This is a genomic window from Arthrobacter sp. ERGS1:01 (assembly GCF_001281315.1).
Taxonomy (GTDB): domain Bacteria; phylum Actinomycetota; class Actinomycetes; order Actinomycetales; family Micrococcaceae; genus Specibacter.
The window spans coordinates 826,120-841,869 of the sequence record NZ_CP012479.1 but is presented as its reverse complement, the minus strand read 5'-3'; the positions used below and the strand labels follow the sequence as shown (position 1 = coordinate 841,869).

13 protein-coding genes are annotated in these 15,750 nt (G+C 68.2%); 10 read left to right on the top strand and 3 right to left on the bottom strand.

The window, feature by feature from the left end; all coding sequences use genetic code 11:
- Positions 1-133: 133 nt before the first annotated feature.
- The 3 genes from AL755_RS07680 (at position 134) to AL755_RS07670 (ending at position 6,544) form a co-directional block, all read left to right on the top strand.
- Complete coding sequence (locus tag AL755_RS07680; RefSeq protein ID WP_054010501.1) at positions 134-1,108, top strand: quinone oxidoreductase family protein; 975 nt, start codon at positions 134-136, stop codon at positions 1,106-1,108.
- A 77-nt stretch (positions 1,109-1,185) separates the two neighbouring features.
- Positions 1,186-5,118: a Pls/PosA family non-ribosomal peptide synthetase gene (locus tag AL755_RS07675; protein WP_054010500.1), complete on the top strand. Its 3,933-nt coding sequence runs from the start codon at positions 1,186-1,188 to the stop codon at positions 5,116-5,118.
- A gap of 28 nt (positions 5,119-5,146) precedes the next feature.
- Positions 5,147-6,544 (top strand): M1 family metallopeptidase, encoded by a 1,398-nt coding sequence (locus AL755_RS07670; protein ID WP_082369003.1) that lies wholly within the window; start codon positions 5,147-5,149, stop codon positions 6,542-6,544.
- On the opposite strand, the gene AL755_RS07665 is transcribed toward AL755_RS07670, so the two are convergent.
- Entirely contained in the window at positions 6,495-7,238 is a 744-nt protein-coding gene (locus AL755_RS07665) for a 4'-phosphopantetheinyl transferase family protein (protein ID WP_107503823.1), read from the bottom strand. The two genes, AL755_RS07670 and AL755_RS07665, sit on opposite strands and share 50 nt — an antisense overlap.
- Before the next feature lie 41 nt (positions 7,239-7,279).
- Between AL755_RS07665 and ppk2 the strand changes: the two genes are divergently transcribed.
- Complete coding sequence (ppk2, locus tag AL755_RS07660) at positions 7,280-8,164, top strand: polyphosphate kinase 2 (RefSeq protein WP_082369002.1); 885 nt, start codon at positions 7,280-7,282, stop codon at positions 8,162-8,164.
- Positions 8,165-8,197: 33 nt separating this feature from the next.
- Entirely contained in the window at positions 8,198-8,818 is a 621-nt protein-coding gene (locus tag AL755_RS07655) for an MBL fold metallo-hydrolase (protein ID WP_054010497.1), read from the top strand.
- A 142-nt stretch (positions 8,819-8,960) separates the two neighbouring features.
- Here AL755_RS07655 and pheT read toward each other — a convergent pair whose 3' ends face one another.
- The gene (gene pheT / locus AL755_RS07650; RefSeq protein WP_054010496.1) at positions 8,961-11,504 is read right to left on the bottom strand and encodes a phenylalanine--tRNA ligase subunit beta; all 2,544 of its coding nucleotides are present in this window, start codon (positions 11,502-11,504) and stop codon (positions 8,961-8,963) included.
- Between the two features lie 4 nt (positions 11,505-11,508).
- On the bottom strand, positions 11,509-12,603 hold the full coding sequence (gene pheS / locus AL755_RS07645) for a phenylalanine--tRNA ligase subunit alpha (protein ID WP_054010495.1): 1,095 nt from the start codon (positions 12,601-12,603) through the stop codon (positions 11,509-11,511).
- A gap of 183 nt (positions 12,604-12,786) precedes the next feature.
- On the opposite strand from pheS, the gene AL755_RS07640 reads away from it, so the two are divergent.
- Genes AL755_RS07640 through AL755_RS07620 form a run of 5 tightly spaced genes read left to right on the top strand, consistent with a single transcriptional unit; the run spans position 12,787 to position 15,719 of the window.
- The gene (locus tag AL755_RS07640; RefSeq protein WP_150117068.1) at positions 12,787-13,422 is read left to right on the top strand and encodes a hypothetical protein; all 636 of its coding nucleotides are present in this window, start codon (positions 12,787-12,789) and stop codon (positions 13,420-13,422) included.
- A gap of 59 nt (positions 13,423-13,481) precedes the next feature.
- On the top strand, positions 13,482-13,937 hold the full coding sequence (locus AL755_RS07635) for a hypothetical protein (protein WP_150117067.1): 456 nt from the start codon (positions 13,482-13,484) through the stop codon (positions 13,935-13,937).
- A gap of 32 nt (positions 13,938-13,969) precedes the next feature.
- A complete protein-coding gene (locus AL755_RS07630) occupies positions 13,970-14,578 on the top strand; it encodes a hypothetical protein (protein WP_054010492.1) in 609 nt (202 codons plus the stop codon).
- The gene (locus AL755_RS07625) at positions 14,575-15,075 is read left to right on the top strand and encodes a hypothetical protein (RefSeq protein ID WP_237762627.1); all 501 of its coding nucleotides are present in this window, start codon (positions 14,575-14,577) and stop codon (positions 15,073-15,075) included. The genes AL755_RS07630 and AL755_RS07625 overlap by 4 nt, the downstream gene beginning before the upstream one ends.
- Positions 15,072-15,719, top strand: coding sequence for an SIMPL domain-containing protein (locus AL755_RS07620; protein ID WP_054010491.1), 648 nt, complete (start codon positions 15,072-15,074; stop codon positions 15,717-15,719). The genes AL755_RS07625 and AL755_RS07620 overlap by 4 nt, the downstream gene beginning before the upstream one ends.
- Positions 15,720-15,750 lie beyond the last annotated feature (31 nt).

Genomic DNA, 15,750 nt, shown 5'->3' with positions numbered 1-15,750 from the left:
ATATTCATTGTCACCGATATTTATTCAGACACCCTGTTTTCCCTATTATCCGGCCCTATGATGGAGGCAGACTCGGGCCGTTCCCAGCCCGGCGCCTGCGAACGTACGCATCGATCGAGAAGTGGAGAACACCATGAGCGAGCCAAGCCGAGCCATCGTCGCCGTTGCCCCCGGCGGGCCCGAGGTACTGGTGTTGCGCGAGGTTGAGCGGCCCGTTGCAGGGCGTGGTGAGCTGCTGGTCAAGGTGGCCGCCGTGGGCGTGAACTTCATTGAAACCTACCAGCGGGACGGCACGTACAAGGTCCCCTTCCCGTTCACGCCCGGCTCCGAGGCTGCGGGCACCGTGGTGGAGGTCGGCCCCGGAGTGCACGGCTTTGCCGTGGGAGACCAGGTTGCCACGGCCGAGGGTTCGGGTGCCTACGCCGAATACACGCTGATCCGGGCGGAGGTGGCGCTGCCGGTGCCGGCCGCCGTGCCGCTGGACATTGCCGCGGCGCTGCCGTTGCAGGGCATGACGGCCCATTACCTGATGAATTCGGCCTATCACGTGGAGCCCGGGCAAAACGTGCTGGTGCATGCGGGCGCCGGCGGCGTGGGCCTGCTGCTCACGCAAATGCTCAAGGATCGCGGCGCCCGGGTCATCACCACGGTGTCCACGGACGAGAAGGAAGAGCTGTCCCGCGTGGCCGGCGCGCATGACGTGCTGCGTTATGACGGCTTTGCCGACGCTGTCCGGGAGCTCACCGACGGCGACGGCGTGGATGTGGTGTTCGACGGCGTCGGGAAGGACACCTTTGACGGCTCCCTGGCGTCGCTGCGCATCCGGGGCACCCTGGTGCTCTTTGGCGGGGCGTCGGGACAGGTGCCGCCACTGGACCTGCAGCGCCTGAATTCCGGCGGTTCGCTGTTTGTCACCCGGCCCACCCTGGGCCACTACCTGCTCAACGCCAAGGAGCGCCGCTGGCGCTCGGCGGAGGTGTTCAACGCGGTGGCCGAGGGAAGGCTGGCCGCGCGCATCGGGGAGCGGTATTCGCTGGCCGACGCCGGGCAGGCCCACGCGGACCTGCAGGCTCGCAAAACCACCGGCAAGGTCATCCTGCTGCCGTAACGGCACGTAATTGTTTCACCACCGGACACCCATTGTTCATGTTGTACGGGAACAATCGTCCAGTGAGCCAACATTCAATGCACCACCCTGACTCAGTCGGCGCCGCACTGGCCACCTACTCCGCTCAATTGCCCGGCAGCGAGCTGGCTTCGCCACCGCGCACCCTGTGGGACATCGTCACGGCCACCGCGGAGCTCTTTCCGCAGGCCTCGGCCCTGGACGACGGCGTGCAATCCCTCAGCTATGAGGAGCTGTTGCGCGCAGTGAAGGGCAAGGCCCGCGAGCTGACCCTTGCCGGCCTGGGTGCCGGGGACAGGATCGGGGTGCGCATCCCGTCCGGCACCGCGGAACTCTACATTTCCATCCTGGCCATCCTCGCGATTGGCGCGGCATACGTGCCGGTCGACGCCGACGACCCAGCCGAACGGGCCGAGCTCGTCTTCGGTGAAGCGAAAGTTGCCGCGGTCCTCGGCGACCCCGCCGCCGGCAATGCCCTGCACCTCAGCGGCGACCGGCCGGTTCCGTTTCCGGCACCCCGCAATCCCGGACCGGGGGACGATGCCTGGGTCATCTTCACCTCCGGCTCCACCGGAACCCCCAAGGGCGTGGCCGTCAGCCACCGCTCGGCGGCGGCATTCGTGGACGCCGAGGCAAGGATCTTCCTGCAGGCAGAACCCATCGGAGCCGACGACAGGGTGCTGGCCGGACTGTCCGTGGCCTTCGACGCGTCGTGCGAGGAAATGTGGCTGGCATGGCGTCACGGCGCGGCCCTTGTTCCGGCGCCACGGTCCCTGGTCCGCTCCGGCATGGACCTGGGCCCCTGGCTGATCTCCCACGGCATCACGGTGGTCTCCACCGTGCCCACCCTGGCCGCCCTGTGGCCCGCGGACGCCCTCGCCTCGGTGCGGTTGCTGATCTTTGGCGGCGAGGCCTGCCCGCCGGAACTGGCAGCCCGGCTGGCGGTTCCGGGACGCGAAGTCTGGAACACTTATGGCCCCACCGAGGCGACCGTCGTGGCGTGTGCCGCACCCCTCGGCGGGCCCGGCCCCGTCCGGATCGGGCTGCCGCTGGATGGCTGGGATCTTGCCGTGGTCGATTCCGAGGGCGGTCCCGTTGCCGACGGCGAGGTTGGGGAGCTGATCATCGCCGGCGTTGGGCTGGCCCGCTACCTGGACCCGACCAAGGACGCGGAAAAGTATGCGCCCATGCCCGCATTTGGCTGGGAGCGGGCGTACCGCAGCGGTGACCTGGTGCGCCTGGAACGCGAGGGCCTGATCTTCATGGGCCGCGCCGACGACCAGGTGAAACTGGGCGGGCGTCGCATTGAGTTGGGCGAGGTCGACGCGGCGCTCCAGCTCCTGCCCGGAATCGTTGGTGCCGCGGCAGCCGTCCAGCCCACGGCCAACGGCGGCCAACTGTTGGTGGGGTACTTGGTTCCTGCGGCCGGGACGCAGCCGGATGCGGGCGCCTTGCGCACCCAGCTCGCCAAATCGCTGCCCGCCCCGCTGATTCCCATGCTGACCTTTACCGATTCGCTGCCCACCAAAACCAGCGGCAAGGTGGACCGCGCCGCCCTTCCCTGGCCACTGGACCAGGCAACTGCCGGCGCCGAGTCGTTTGCCGGCTCCCTGGACCCCGAGGCCGAATGGGTCCTCACGCAATGGAACGCGGTCCTGGGCGGCACGGCCTCTTCCCTTGACGCGGATTTCTTCGCCAGCGGCGGCGGCAGCCTGGCCGCCGCGCAACTCGTCTCGGCGCTGCGCCAGCGTTATCCGCGCATCACCGTGGCCGACGTCTACTCCCAGCCCCGGGTGGGCGCCCTGCTGGAACTGGCGTTGGGATCGGTCCCCAAGGGCGGCCCGACGGAGACCGTCCACCGCACGGTGGGCCGGACCCGGCAAAGCTCGCAGATCTTCCAGACCCTCATGGGCGTGCCGCTGCATGTGCTCGTGGGCATGCGCTGGCTGACCTACCTCATGGCCGTGAACAACGTTGCCGTCGGACTCGGGGCGCTCCCGGGCTCCCCCACCATTTCCTGGTGGTGGGTGCTGGCCTGCTGGGCGGTCTTCGTCTCGCCCTGGGGGCGGATGGCCATCTCGGTGGCGGCCGCCCGCCTGCTGCTCAACGGGGTCAGGCCGGGCAGCTACCCGCGCTCCGGCGGCGTCCACCTGCGGCTCTGGCTGGCCGAACAGATCGCCGACATGGCGGCGGCAGTCAGCCTGGCCAGCGCGCCCTGGGTCCCCTACTACGCACGGGCGCTCGGGGTGAAGATGGGCCGCAACGTGGACCTGCACTCGGTGCCGCCCGTCACCGGCTTCCTGCGGCTCGCCGAGGGCTGCTCGATCGAGCCCGAGGTGGACCTGTCCGGGTGGTGGATTGACGGCGACTGGATCCACATTGGCGAGATCTCCGTCGGCGCCGGGGCCGTCGTCGGCTCCCGCAGCACCCTGATGCCGGGCGCCCGCATCGGCGCCGGCGCCCACGTGGCGCCCGGCTCGGCGGTCCGCGGCAAGGTCAGGCCCGGCGTGACGGTCGCCGGCTCGCCCGCCGAGCGCATTGGCAAGGCCAAGCAGTCCTGGCCCGGGCAGCGTGCCGTCACCAGCTGGCGGCTGGAGTTGTTGTTCTCGGGCGCCTCCGCCGTCTTGTCGCTGCTGCCCTTCGCATCGGCCGCGGCGGCAGTCGCCGTGGTGCTCGCCACCCTCCGGGGGCAGGCGTCGCTGTCCGCGGCGGCGCCAACACTCCTGTGGGCCGTGCCCGTTGCCGCGCTGGTCTGGTTCGTGACCACTGTGCTGCTGGTTCTGGGCACCGTGCGCCTGCTGGGCCTGGGCCTGCGGGAGGGCCACTACCCGGTCCGCAGCCGGATCGGGTGGCAGGTGTGGGCCACCGAACGGGTCCTGGACCTTGCCCGGGACCTGCTGTTCCCGCTCTACGCCAGCCTGTTCACGCCCGTCTGGTTACGCCTGCTCGGCGCCAAGGTGGGTAAGAACGTTGAGGCGTCCACGGTGCTGCTGGTGCCCAAGATGACGACCATTGCCTCGGGAGCGTTCCTGGCCGATGACACCATGATCGCCTCCTACGAACTGGGCGGCGGCTACCTCCACATTGCCCCGGCCAAGGTGGGCAAGCGCTCCTTCCTGGGCAATTCGGGAATGACGGCGGCCGGCCGGACCATGCCGCGCAACTCCCTCGTCGCGGTGCTGTCGGCCACGCCGGCCAAGGCGAAGGCGGGCATGTCGTGGCTGGGCAGCCCCCCGGTCCGCCTGCGCCGCACCCACATGGACACCGACGAATCGCTCACGTTCGCCCCGTCGCGGCGCCTAAAGATTGCCCGCGGGCTCTGGGAAACCTGCCGGCTGGTGCCGATGGTCCTGACGGTGGCCGTGGCGGCCGGAGTCCTGGCCGTCCTGGACGCCGTAGCGCTCGCGTGGGGCTTCCTGCCGGCCGCCCTGCTCAGCGGAGTGGTCATGATGGCGGCCGGTGCGGTCGCCGCGGGCAGCGCGGTAGCTGCAAAGTGGCTGCTGGTGGGCCGCATCAAGCCCGGCGAGCACCCCCTGTGGAGCTCCTTCATCTGGCGCAACGAGGTGGTGGACTCGTTCATCGAACTCGTCAGCGCCCCCTGGTTTGCCCGGGCCGCGGTGGGCACACCCGCCATGGTGTGGTGGCTGCGCGCCCTGGGCGCAAAGATCGGCCACGGGACGTGGTGCGAAAGCTACTGGCTGCCAGAAGCCGACCTCGTCACGCTGGGCGAAAGTTCCACCGTCAACCGGGGCACCGTCATCCAGACCCACCTGTTCCATGACCGGGTCATGTCCATCGATACGGTTACGCTGGAGGCGGGGGCCACCATGGGTCCGCACGGGGTGATCCTGCCGGCGGCACGGATTGGCCGCAGCGGCACCGTGGGCCCGGCCTCCCTGGTGATGCGCGGGGAAACCGTGCCGGCCAGCAGCTACTGGATGGGCAACCCGGTGAGCCCGTGGAAGGGCCCCGAATTCTCCGACCGCGCCTGAGACCTACGAATCGGATGACACAAACCGCATGAAGTTCCTGCACCGCACCCGCCCCGAAGCCGCAGACACCCCATCCGTGGAGTCCGCGGAGTCCTGGGTACGTCCGGATCCCGCACCGTACATTCCGGGGCACGGCAGCCCGGACTACTCCGTGTCCCACTATGACCTGACGCTTGCCGTCCGGCTCGCCGGGAACCTGCTGGAGGGCCGGGCCGTCATCACCGCCCGGGCGCTGGTGCCGCTCACCGCCGTGGAACTTGACCTGACCGGGCTGGGCCTGGACAAGGCCGCCGTCGACGGCGTTCGGGCCGTCAAATACTCCCAACGTCCCGGGAAATTGACCCTGCAATTGCCCACCCCGCTCGACGCCGGCCGGGAGTTCACGCTCGATCTGCGGTACAGCGGGCTCCCGGAACCGGACGCGGGCGATTGGGGCGAGGTGGGGTGGGAGGAACTGGCCGACGGCGTGTTGGTGGCCGGGCAGCCCACGGGCGCCCCCACCTGGTTCCCCTGCAACGACCGCCCGGACGACAAGGCCTCGTATCGCTTCACGGTCACCACGGATGCCGGGTATACGGCCGTCTGCAACGGCCTGCCGGTCGCCCACAGCAGGAAGTCCAGCCGCGAAACCTGGGTGTATGAGCAGTTGGCCCCCATGGCCTCCTACCTGGCCACCCTGCAGATCGGCCGGTACAAGGTCCTGGCACTGCCATCTGGGCGCGGCGGCTCGCAGGTCCCCATCAACGTTGCCGTGCCCAAGGTCCTCCAACCCCAGGCGGCCGTGGCGCTGGCCCGGCAGCGGGAGATGATGGACGTCTTCACGGAGCGGTTTGGCCCCTACCCTTTCCCGGCTTACACCGTGGTGGTGACCGGCGACGAACTGGAAATTCCGCTGGAATCCCAATCCTTGTCCATCCTGGGCAGAAACCACCTCACCACGGCGTGGGAGGCCCAGCGGCTGATTGCCCATGAGCTGTCCCACCAGTGGTTCGGCAACTCGCTCACGCTTGCGGACTGGCACGACATTTGGCTGCACGAAGGATTCGCCTGCTACGCCGAGTGGCTGTGGTCCGAGGAGAGCGGCTCGCAGACCGTGGCCGAGAGGGCCGCGGCGGCGCACGCCATGCTCCGGACGGAAGCGGCCGACATCGTCATTGGCGACCCCGGTCCGCAGCGGATGTTCGACGACAGAGTCTACAAACGCGGCGCCTTGGCCCTGGAGGCCCTGCGGGCGGCCGTGGGCGATTCCGCCTTCTTTGGCCTGTTGCGCGAATGGGCGGCCCGGAACCGCCACGGCTCCGTCTCGACGGAGTGCTTCGTCCGGCTGGTCGATGAGCTCTGCGGAGGAGTTTCCGGTTTCTCCGCGATCGAGGTGCTCACCCCGTGGCTGTATCGGGAACCGCTCCCGCCACTCCCCCGGCGCTGACCGCCACGGCGGCCGCAAAGCCGCCCGGCAACGGCAGCTGCGAGGCCCGAACGTCCCACACCCCGACGCCGGATTCCGGCGCGGGGAAGGCCTCGATGTCCGCCGGTTCGGTTCGCAGCCCCCGGCCCGAGACCTTGGCCAGCGCCTCTTTCCGGGCCCACACGGACGCCCGCCAGGATGTCCGTTCCTGGGGCGGCACCCCCGCCAAGAGGACCTTTTCCGCCCGACTCAGCGCCACGTCGTCGAACCCGGCAAAGGCGACGTCGGCGGTGCGCTGCAGGTCTATGCCGAGCCGGACCCCGGCCGACGGCGTCATGGCGAGCAACACCCAGCCGCCGCTGCGCGAGAGGCTCATGGCCAGCGCCACGGGTTCGCCATCCGCGAGGTAGCCGGGGCGGCCGTGGGACGGCACGGGCGCCACACCGCAGTCGGGGCACCAATATTGCGCTTGCAGGGCTTCCGGCCGTCTTCCCAAAAGCTCCGCCGCCATCAAGCGCTGTGCCACGCGCCCGGCCACGAACTCGCGGCGGGCCGTCGCGCTGGCAAAAGCGTCGGCACGGGCACGTTCGGCCGGGTCCAGGAGGGAGTGCAGCGACTGGTCAACGGCGGCCAGCTCCACCAGGCGCAAGGTGGGCACGGGAACGCCGCGTGGAATCTGTTGGAGCGGTGCCGAGTTCACCTGGGCTTCACCCACCGTCCACCTCCGCTCTGCCGTGCACCAATAGTCTTTCGCTCATGACTGACTTGAACTCCGACTTTACCGGCTTCTCCGTGGTTGACACCGACGACGACGATCCGGTCCTGTTGGATGCCGACGGCACCCCGGTCGATACCTGGCGGGAAGGGTACCCCTACGATTCGCGGCTGGACCGGGAGATTTATGAACTCCAGAAACGGCTGCTGCAGATTGAGCTGCTGAAGCTCCAGCAATGGATCAAGGCCACGGGCCGCCGGGTGGTGATCCTCTTCGAGGGCCGGGACGCGGCGGGCAAGGGCGGCACCATCAAGCGGTTCACCGAGCACCTGAATCCGCGCGGCGCCCGGGTGGTGGCGTTGGAGAAGCCCAGCGAACGCGAATCCAGCCAATGGTACTTCCAGCGTTATGTGGCGCACCTGCCCAGTTCCGGTGAGATGGTCCTGTTCGACAGGTCCTGGTACAACCGGACCGGGGTGGAGCGCGTCATGGGTTTTTGCACGCAGGCACAGTACGAGGAGTTCGTGCGGCAGGCCCCCGTCTTTGAAAAGATGCTCGTCAACGACGGCATCACGGTCATCAAGTTCTGGTTTTCGGTTACCCAGGCCGAACAGCGGACCCGGTTCGTGATCCGGCAGGTGGATCCGGTCCGGCAGTGGAAGCTTTCGCCCATGGACCTGGCCTCCCTGGACAAGTGGGATGCGTACACCTCGGCGAAGGAGCGCATGTTCAAGCGCACCGACACCCGGCATGCGCCCTGGACCGTGGTGAAGTCCAATGACAAGAAGCGGGCCCGGCTGGCGGCAATGCGGCATGTATTGAGCTTGTTCGACTACACCGGCAAGGACCACGGGCTGGTGGGCGTGCCGGATTCCCTCGTGGTAGGCCCGGCCTCCGCCGTGGTGGGCGAAGGCGAGGAATTCTAAGCCGAGCCCGCGGCAGGGACGTAGGATGCGAGCATGCAGAAACTCTCGAACGGCGCATTCCAGCTCTCCAAGTCCCGCGGCGCGAACGGTTACGTGATCCCCCTCGGCGAGACGTACGCCGTGATCGATCCGGGCATGAAGTCCGGAGCGCAGGCGGTCATCGCCGAACTGACCGGGGCCGGCATGCTCGGCACGGTGAGCCACATCCTGCTGACGCACTACGACATCGACCATGCCGGCGCGGCCCTGGCGCTCGCCACTGAAACCGGCGCGCAGCTGTGGATCGGCCGGGCCGACGCCGACATCCTGACCGGCCGCAGGCCCGCCGGAACGTTTTCCCGGCGCATCACCTCATCCATCGGCCGGCCCAAGCTGCCCGAAACCGTTTACTACCTGGGTGAATCCCCCGGTTTTCCGGCGGACATCACGGCCCTGCCAACCCCGGGACACACGCCGGGGCACCATGCGTTTGTCTGGGGCAGCTCCGTTTTCTCCGGCGACGCCGTCATGGTGAACCCGGACGGGACACTCAAGCAGTTTCCGCGCCTGCTGATCACGGACAAGGCCCAGGCATTGGATTCCACAGCCGTCTTGGAGGCGCTGGACGTCCGCTGGGTCTGCCCGGGCCACGGAAAGGTCACCGCGCGCCGTTAACGCACAAGGGTCTCGTCCCCACGCCCTCCCAAATGGCGGCTCGCAAGCGAGCCGCCATTTGGGTCCCTCGGGCGCGTGGGCCCAGGCTCGACCACCGGTGGTCGAGCTTGCAGAGACCCTTGCTTTTGGGCGGGCGTGGGGATTAGCGCTGGGTGGCGCCGAACCGTTCCGCCGCAAGTGCCACGGCGTCGGCGCGGGCGGCCGATGCCTCGTCCGAGGTCAGCGTGCGGTCGGCTGCACGGAAGCGCAGGCCGAACGCGAGTGACTTGCTGCCCTCGGGGATGCCGGTGCCCTGGTACTCGTCGAACAGGGCGACGTCCTCGAGCAGCTCGCCGGCGCCTTCACGGAGGGTTTCCAGCACTGCCTGGGCGGGAATCTCCACCGGAACCACCAGGGCCACGTCCTGCGTGGCGACCGGGAACGTGGAGATCGGCTTGGCCACGATGACGTCGGCGGCGGCCTCAAACACCTTCTCGGCGTTGATTTCCATGGCGACGGTGCGGGCCGGCAGGTTGTGCTCGGCCAACAGCTTGGGGTGCAGTTCGCCGGCGTAGCCCACGATCTCCCCGGTGCGCAGCGAAAGCGCGGCGGCGCGGCCCGGGTGGAAGGCCTGGTGCGAGCCCTGCTCCACGACGAGTTCGACGCCGACCACGTCGGCCACGAGGCGGGCGGCGTCAATGGCGTCGGCCCAGTCCCAGTGGCGCGGCGTGTGCCCGGGGGCCGCCGGGCTGTCCTTGCCCGTGAAGATGGCGCCCAGGGTGAGCGGCTGGTACGGGATGCCGTCGTACAGGGCGTCCAGGACGTCGTCGGAGGGCTTGACGCCCAACGGCGGGATGGACGCGGTGCCCAGCGAATCCGACGGCAGGAACACGAGCCCGGATTCGAACAGCGCCAGGTCGTTGAAGCCGCGCGAGAGGTTGCGCTTGGCCGTGTCGATGAGCCCCGGCAGCATGGATGTACGCAGGTAGCCGAACTCCTCGCTCAACGGGTTGGCGAGCTTCACGGCGGGGCGTGCGGCACCGGCGTCGGCCACGCCAAAGGTGTCATTGGCCGCCTTGGAGACGAACGGGTAGGCCAGGATTTCGGTCAGGCCGGAGTCGGCCAGGGCCTGGACCGTGCGGCGGCGCTGCTGCTGGGCGCGCGAGTAGCCGCGTCCGGGAGGCGCCGTGGGGAGGGTCGACGGGATCAGGTCATAGCCCACCAGGCGGGCCACCTCCTCCGTCAGGTCCTCGGGGGTGAGAAGGTCATTGCGCCAACTCGGGGCCATGACGGAGTAGCCGGCGTCGACCGTCTCCACCGTGGCACCCAGGTCAACCAGCGAACCGGTGATCTGCCCGGGCGTGAAGTCGATGCCTATCCGGGCGGAGGCAAAGCCCGCGGGCAGGAACACGGTGACCGGGGCGGGGGCGTCCCCGACATCGGTGCCCGTGGTGTCCGCCGTGCCGCCGGCCAGTTCCACCAGCAGGTCCACGGCACGCTGGGCGGCCTTGTCTGCAACGTTCCAGTCGACGCCACGCTCGAAGCGCTTGGACGCCTCGGACGGCAGCTTGTGGCGGCGGCGGGAGCGGGCGATCGAGACTTCCTCGAAGTGCGCGGCCTCGATGAGGACGCTGACGGTGCCGTCGGTGACCTCGGTGGAGGCACCGCCCATGACACCGGCAACGCCGATGGGGCCGGAACCATCCGTGATCAGGAGGTCTTCGACGTCGAGCTTGCGCACCTTGCCGTCGAGGGTTTCCAGGGTCTCCCCCGCGGCGGCGCGGCGCACCACGATGTCGCCGCTGAGCTTGTCTGCGTCGTAGAAGTGCAGCGGCTGGCCCAGCTCGAGCATGACGTAGTTGGAGATGTCCACGGGCAGCGAAATGGAGCGGATGCCGGCCAGCCGGAGACGCGAGGACATCCACGTCGGTGTTGGCGCGGCCGGGTTAATTCCGCGCACGGTGCGGGCCACGAAGCGGTCGCAGCCGGGCAGGCCGTAGATCGGCGCGCCGTCCTCGAGGCGGACGGGGTATCCCGGGCCCGTTGCCGGGGCAACCGTGACCAGGGCGGCGGGGTCCGTGAAGGAGGTACCCGTGGCGTGGGCGTATTCGCGGGCCACACCACGGATGCTGAACGCGTAGCCGCGGTCCGGGGTGACGTTGATTTCGGCGGCTTCGTCGCGCAGGCCCAGGAGCTCCAGCGCGTCGGTGCCCAGCTCGGGGTCGAGCCCCAGGGTGGAGAGCACCAGGATGCCGTCGTGGTCGTCGCCAATGCCCAGTTCACGCACGGAGGCGATCATGCCGGCGGAGACGTGGCCGTAGGTTTTCCGCGGGGTGATGCGGAAGTCGCCGGGCAGCACGGCGCCGGGCAGGGTGACAACCACCTTGTCGCCCACCACGAAGTTGTGGGCGCCACAGACGATGCCCTGCACGCCGGAGGGGTCGATGCCGTCGATGTCCAGCGTCTGCGGCTGCCCCTCGGGGACCACGCGCACGGTGCACCAGTTGATGGTCTTGCCGTTGCTTTGCGGTTCCTTCTCCAGTGAGAGGACCTGGCCCACCACGATGGGGCCGCTGATTTGATCCAGCGGGCGGTGGACATCTTCTTCTTCAAAACCGACCTTGACAAGCTCGGTCATGACGTCTTCGGCAGTTGCTCCTGCCGGTACCTGCGCATACTCGCGCAGCCAAGTCAGTGGAATACGCACTTACTTAGATCTCCATCCCAAAGTGTTCGCTGAATCGTACGTCGCCCTCGATCATGTCGTGCATGTCGGCCACCTCATTGCGGAACATGAGGGTCCGCTCGATGCCCATGCCGAAGGCAAATCCCGAGTATTCGTCCGGGTCGATCCCGGCCGCGCGGAGCACGTTCGGGTTGACCATGCCGCAACCGCCCCACTCGATCCAGCCCGGGCCGCCCTTGGCACCGGGGTGCCAGATGTCCAGCTCGGCGGACGGTTCGGTGAACGGGAAGTAGTTCGGGCGCAGGCGGATGCTGGCTTCGTCGCCGAACATCTGCCGGGCAAAGTGCTCAAGGGTGCCGCGCAGGTCGGCCATGGACAGACCCTTGTCGATGGCCAGGCCCTCGAACTGGTGGAACACCGGAGTGTGCGTGGCGTCGAGCTCGTCGGTGCGGAACACCTTGCCGGGGCACAGCACGTAGACGGGCAGTTCGCGTTCCAGCAGAGACCGCACCTGGACGGGCGAGGTGTGGGTGCGCATGAGCAGGTGGGCCTCGGGCGGCTCCACGAAGAACGTGTCCTGCATTTCGCGGGCCGGGTGGTCCGGCTTGAAGTTCAGGGCATCGAAGTTGAACCACTCCGATTCCAGCTCCGGGCCCTCGGCAATTTCCCAGCCCATGCCCACGAAGATGTCACAGACGCGGTCCTGCAGGGTGGAGAGCGGGTGCCGGGCACCGGCACGACGGCGGCGCGGAGCGGCCGTGACGTCGACGGTTTCCTCGACCAGGATGCGGGCGGCGTCCTCGGCCTCGAGCACCTCGGTGCGGGCTGCGAGCGCCTTGGCAACGCGGCCGCGGGAGGCTCCCATGAGCTTGCCGGCGGCGGCCTTGAACTCCTTGGACAGCCCGCCGATTTCACGGTTGGCCAGGCTCAGCGGCGACTTTTCGCCGGTGTGTGCCAGGCGGGCGGTCTTCAGCTCATCGAGCGTGGACGCGGCGGCGATGGCTGCGAGCGCGGCCTCGACGGCGGAGCCAATGGCGGCCTCGTCCAAGGGGTCCGGGACTGCTGCGGGTTCGGTGGAAGATTGCGGCGCGACGGCCGTCTTCTGGGGAATGTCAGACATCTACAGTTTTTACCTAAGCTCGTGTGCGAGTAAGCGGCGGCGTAGCTCGGGCCGCCATAGACAGTCTAGTTGACGGTGCCGGGCAGTCTTGAACTGGCGGGACCCGGGTTTGGCGTCCCAATTGATGCCTCTTCTTTACCTGTTGGAGACCCAAACCGTTGTGCCCGTTGTTACGCTCGGGGCATGGTTGCTTCCCAACGCCCGAAATTGTCCGTTGGCCGCCTTCGAATGCGCACGACGCCGGCCGCCGGGATCGCCGCGCTGGCTGCCCTTGCGCTGGGGCTGGCGGGGTGCACGGCGTCCCCGTCTCCGGATCCCACCCCGACCGTCGGCGCCTCTTCGGATGCACTCACTCACTTCACGCCCGCACCGGCCGCCCTGCAGGATTCTGCCAATTGTCTGGCGAATGCGCCCTGGCTCTTGCATGGCGAGCAGCCCGCGGCCGCGGTGAAAGCCGGGATGGGTAGCGTGCCGAAGGGCTTTATCCCTGCCAGCGTGGTGCGCTGCACCTCGGGTGTGGTTGTGCCCCCGGCGAGCGCCGCCCCGGTGCAGCCTTCCATCCTGGAGGAACACCTCGCCGGTGATTACGGTCCCCTGCTGGCGGCCCTGGCCGAACCAAGCGACAGGCAGGACGGCGTGAATTGCACCTTGCAGCTGGAACTCACCCCGGATTTGTGGCTCGTCAACGCGGCCGGCAAGGCCATTCATGTGATGTGGCCCAAGGATGTTTGCGGTTTCTCCAAACCGGAGACCGCCAAGGCGTTGGAGGGGCTGACGGTTGCGTCCACGAAGCACGTGGCAGTTCCGGCGACACCATGAGGGGCGCGCGGGTGGCGTTCATGGCGTGTGCGGCGTTGTTCCTGTCCGGGTGTAACGGGGTGACACACTACTCCCCGGCCCCGGCCGCCCTGCAGGAGAAGGTGGACTGCCGTGCCGGCACCTTCGAACCCTCCCCCTTGGTCACACCTCCCCCGAGCGTCGTGGACGCAATGGGCAGCGTCCCGCAAGGCTTTGTCCCGGTGGACGTGGTCAAATGCGAACCCGGTGGCTCCGGAATCATCCCGCCCGGAACGAAGGTCGTTGAACGCCACCTCTCCGGGAGCTACGGACCCCTGTTGGCTGCGCTGGCCGAGACAAGCGACCACCAGGACGGCGGAGTCTGCCCGGCCATGGGGGTCTTGATTCCGGATTTGTGGCTGGTCAATGCTGACGGCAAGGCCATCCATGTCCGGTGGCCCACGGACTACTGCGGTTTCCCCAAGCCGGGAGTCGAAAAAGCCTTGGACGCATTGACGGTCTCCTCGACGAGGACCCTCACGGCGGTGGCACCGTGAAAATCCCAACTTTCAGAATAGGACCCTACCCAATGCGCCAAATCACAACATGGCTGGCCGTCGTGGCTTGCGTGGGCACGGCAGCGTTGAGCGGCTGCTCCAACGTTCCCCAAGCCGGTCCTGCGCAGGGACCCGTGTCCACTTACCTTCCCGCGCCGGCTGGCATCCTGACGGCGGTTGACTGCATGACGACGGCGCACTGGTACGACGTCAACGGCCTTGCGGACTCTTCCGCAGCCAGCATGGGCAGCATCCCGGCCGGCTTTGTTCCGGTTTCGGCCGTCGAGTGCATGGCCTTCGGCAACAACGTCACGGATTCCACGGGCGAGTGGCGGACCATCACCCAAAGGCAATTCTCCGGCGACCTCGGTCCCCTGGTAAAAGCGTTGAACGGTGCGAGCGACAAAGCCGACGGAGACTACATCTGCACGGCCGACCTGGAGATCATTCCGGATCTCTGGTTGGTGAATTCCGCGGGCAAGGCCGTCCATGTCCAGTGGCCGCAGACTGCCTGCCACAAGTCCAAGCCGGGCACCAAGGAAACCCTGGCATTGCTTACGCTCGAGAAGACAACCGTGCTCAAGGCGGTCCGGCAACAGCCGCCGGCGTCAAAATCCATCTCGACGACGGCGGCCCCATGAGGGCGGCCGCCCGCGTCCGTCAGGTGGCCAACGCGCTCAACGCCTCAACCGCCGTCGGGCTTCTGCTGGCGGCCCTGAGCCGCACGGCCGTTGAACCCGGACCCGAGGGTCTGCTCCTGGGCACCAATTACCGGCCCAAGCTGCCGCTGGCCGGCGCCTTCACGGTGGGCAACGTGATCTTCTACCGGGCGGAGCGGGACTTCATCGACTCCCGCCCGGACCTGCTCCGGCACGAGGCCGCCCACTCCACTCAATATGCCTGGTGCCTGGGCCTGCCGTTCCTGCCGCTCTACGCAGGGTGTGCAGTATTCTCACTGTGGCGCACGGGCGACCCCGGCAGCAGGAATTTCTTTGAACGCAACGCCGGGTTGGCCGACGGCGGCTACCGGGAACTTCCCACCATCGCCAGGCTGCCCGCGCTGCGGAACTTTTTGCGACACCTCACGTTATCCAAGGCAACAGGCACCACTCCCTTCGAAGGAAAGGTCCACCCATGAGTGAAATCACCGGCACCGCGAACACGATCACCGTCAGCGGCCACGGCACCGTCCAGGCCGCCCCTGACTTCTTCCACATCAACATCGGCATCGAAGCACAACGGGCCACCGTCAGGGAAGCCTATGCCGCCGCCGGCACGGCCATGAACGCCGTCCAGGCGCAGTTGCTGGCCCGCAACGTGGCCCGCGATGCCATCAGCTCGACAGCCCTGGATGTGCGGGTGGAATCCCGCTGGCAGGACGGCGTCGGGTCCATCGTCACCGGCTACACGGTCTCCAGCAACCTCAACGTGATGCTGCGCTATGACGAGGACGCCCAGGACACGATTGCCGCCGTCGTCGACACGGGCAACGACTCCGTGCGGTTGAACGGGCTCACACCCGCCATGTCCGATCCGGCCGCGGCCCAGGATGCGGCCCGGGCACTGGCCTGGGCCAACGCCCGCAGCGCCGCGGACCTCTATGCGCAGCTGGCCGGGAAAACGGTGGGTTCGGTTGTCAGCATCTCCGAGGGCCACGCCGCTACCCCCGGCCCGGCACCCATCATGGCCCGGGCCATGATGGCCACCGAGGCGTCGATGGCGATCGAGCCCGGACAAAGCGGTGTGAGCGCGGCCGTGACGGTGACCTGGACGCTGGTGTAACGCGACGCCGTCCGCGAGGGTACGGCTCGCG

Excerpts from the sequence above, each read along its gene's own strand:
- pheS (WP_054010495.1), bottom strand. The coding sequence starts at position 12,603 with ATGTCTGACATTCCCCAGAAGACGGCCGTCGCGCCGCAATCTTCCACC.
- ppk2 (WP_082369002.1), top strand. The coding sequence starts at position 7,280 with ATGACTGACTTGAACTCCGACTTTACCGGCTTCTCCGTGGTTGACACC.
- AL755_RS07625 (WP_237762627.1), top strand. The coding sequence starts at position 14,575 with ATGAGGGCGGCCGCCCGCGTCCGTCAGGTGGCCAACGCGCTCAACGCC.
- AL755_RS07680 (WP_054010501.1), top strand. The coding sequence starts at position 134 with ATGAGCGAGCCAAGCCGAGCCATCGTCGCCGTTGCCCCCGGCGGGCCC.
- AL755_RS07630 (WP_054010492.1), top strand. The coding sequence starts at position 13,970 with ATGCGCCAAATCACAACATGGCTGGCCGTCGTGGCTTGCGTGGGCACG.
- AL755_RS07670 (WP_082369003.1), top strand. The coding sequence starts at position 5,147 with ATGAAGTTCCTGCACCGCACCCGCCCCGAAGCCGCAGACACCCCATCC.
- AL755_RS07655 (WP_054010497.1), top strand. The coding sequence starts at position 8,198 with ATGCAGAAACTCTCGAACGGCGCATTCCAGCTCTCCAAGTCCCGCGGC.
- AL755_RS07640 (WP_150117068.1), top strand. The coding sequence starts at position 12,787 with ATGGTTGCTTCCCAACGCCCGAAATTGTCCGTTGGCCGCCTTCGAATG.
- AL755_RS07675 (WP_054010500.1), top strand. The coding sequence starts at position 1,186 with ATGCACCACCCTGACTCAGTCGGCGCCGCACTGGCCACCTACTCCGCT.
- AL755_RS07620 (WP_054010491.1), top strand. The coding sequence starts at position 15,072 with ATGAGTGAAATCACCGGCACCGCGAACACGATCACCGTCAGCGGCCAC.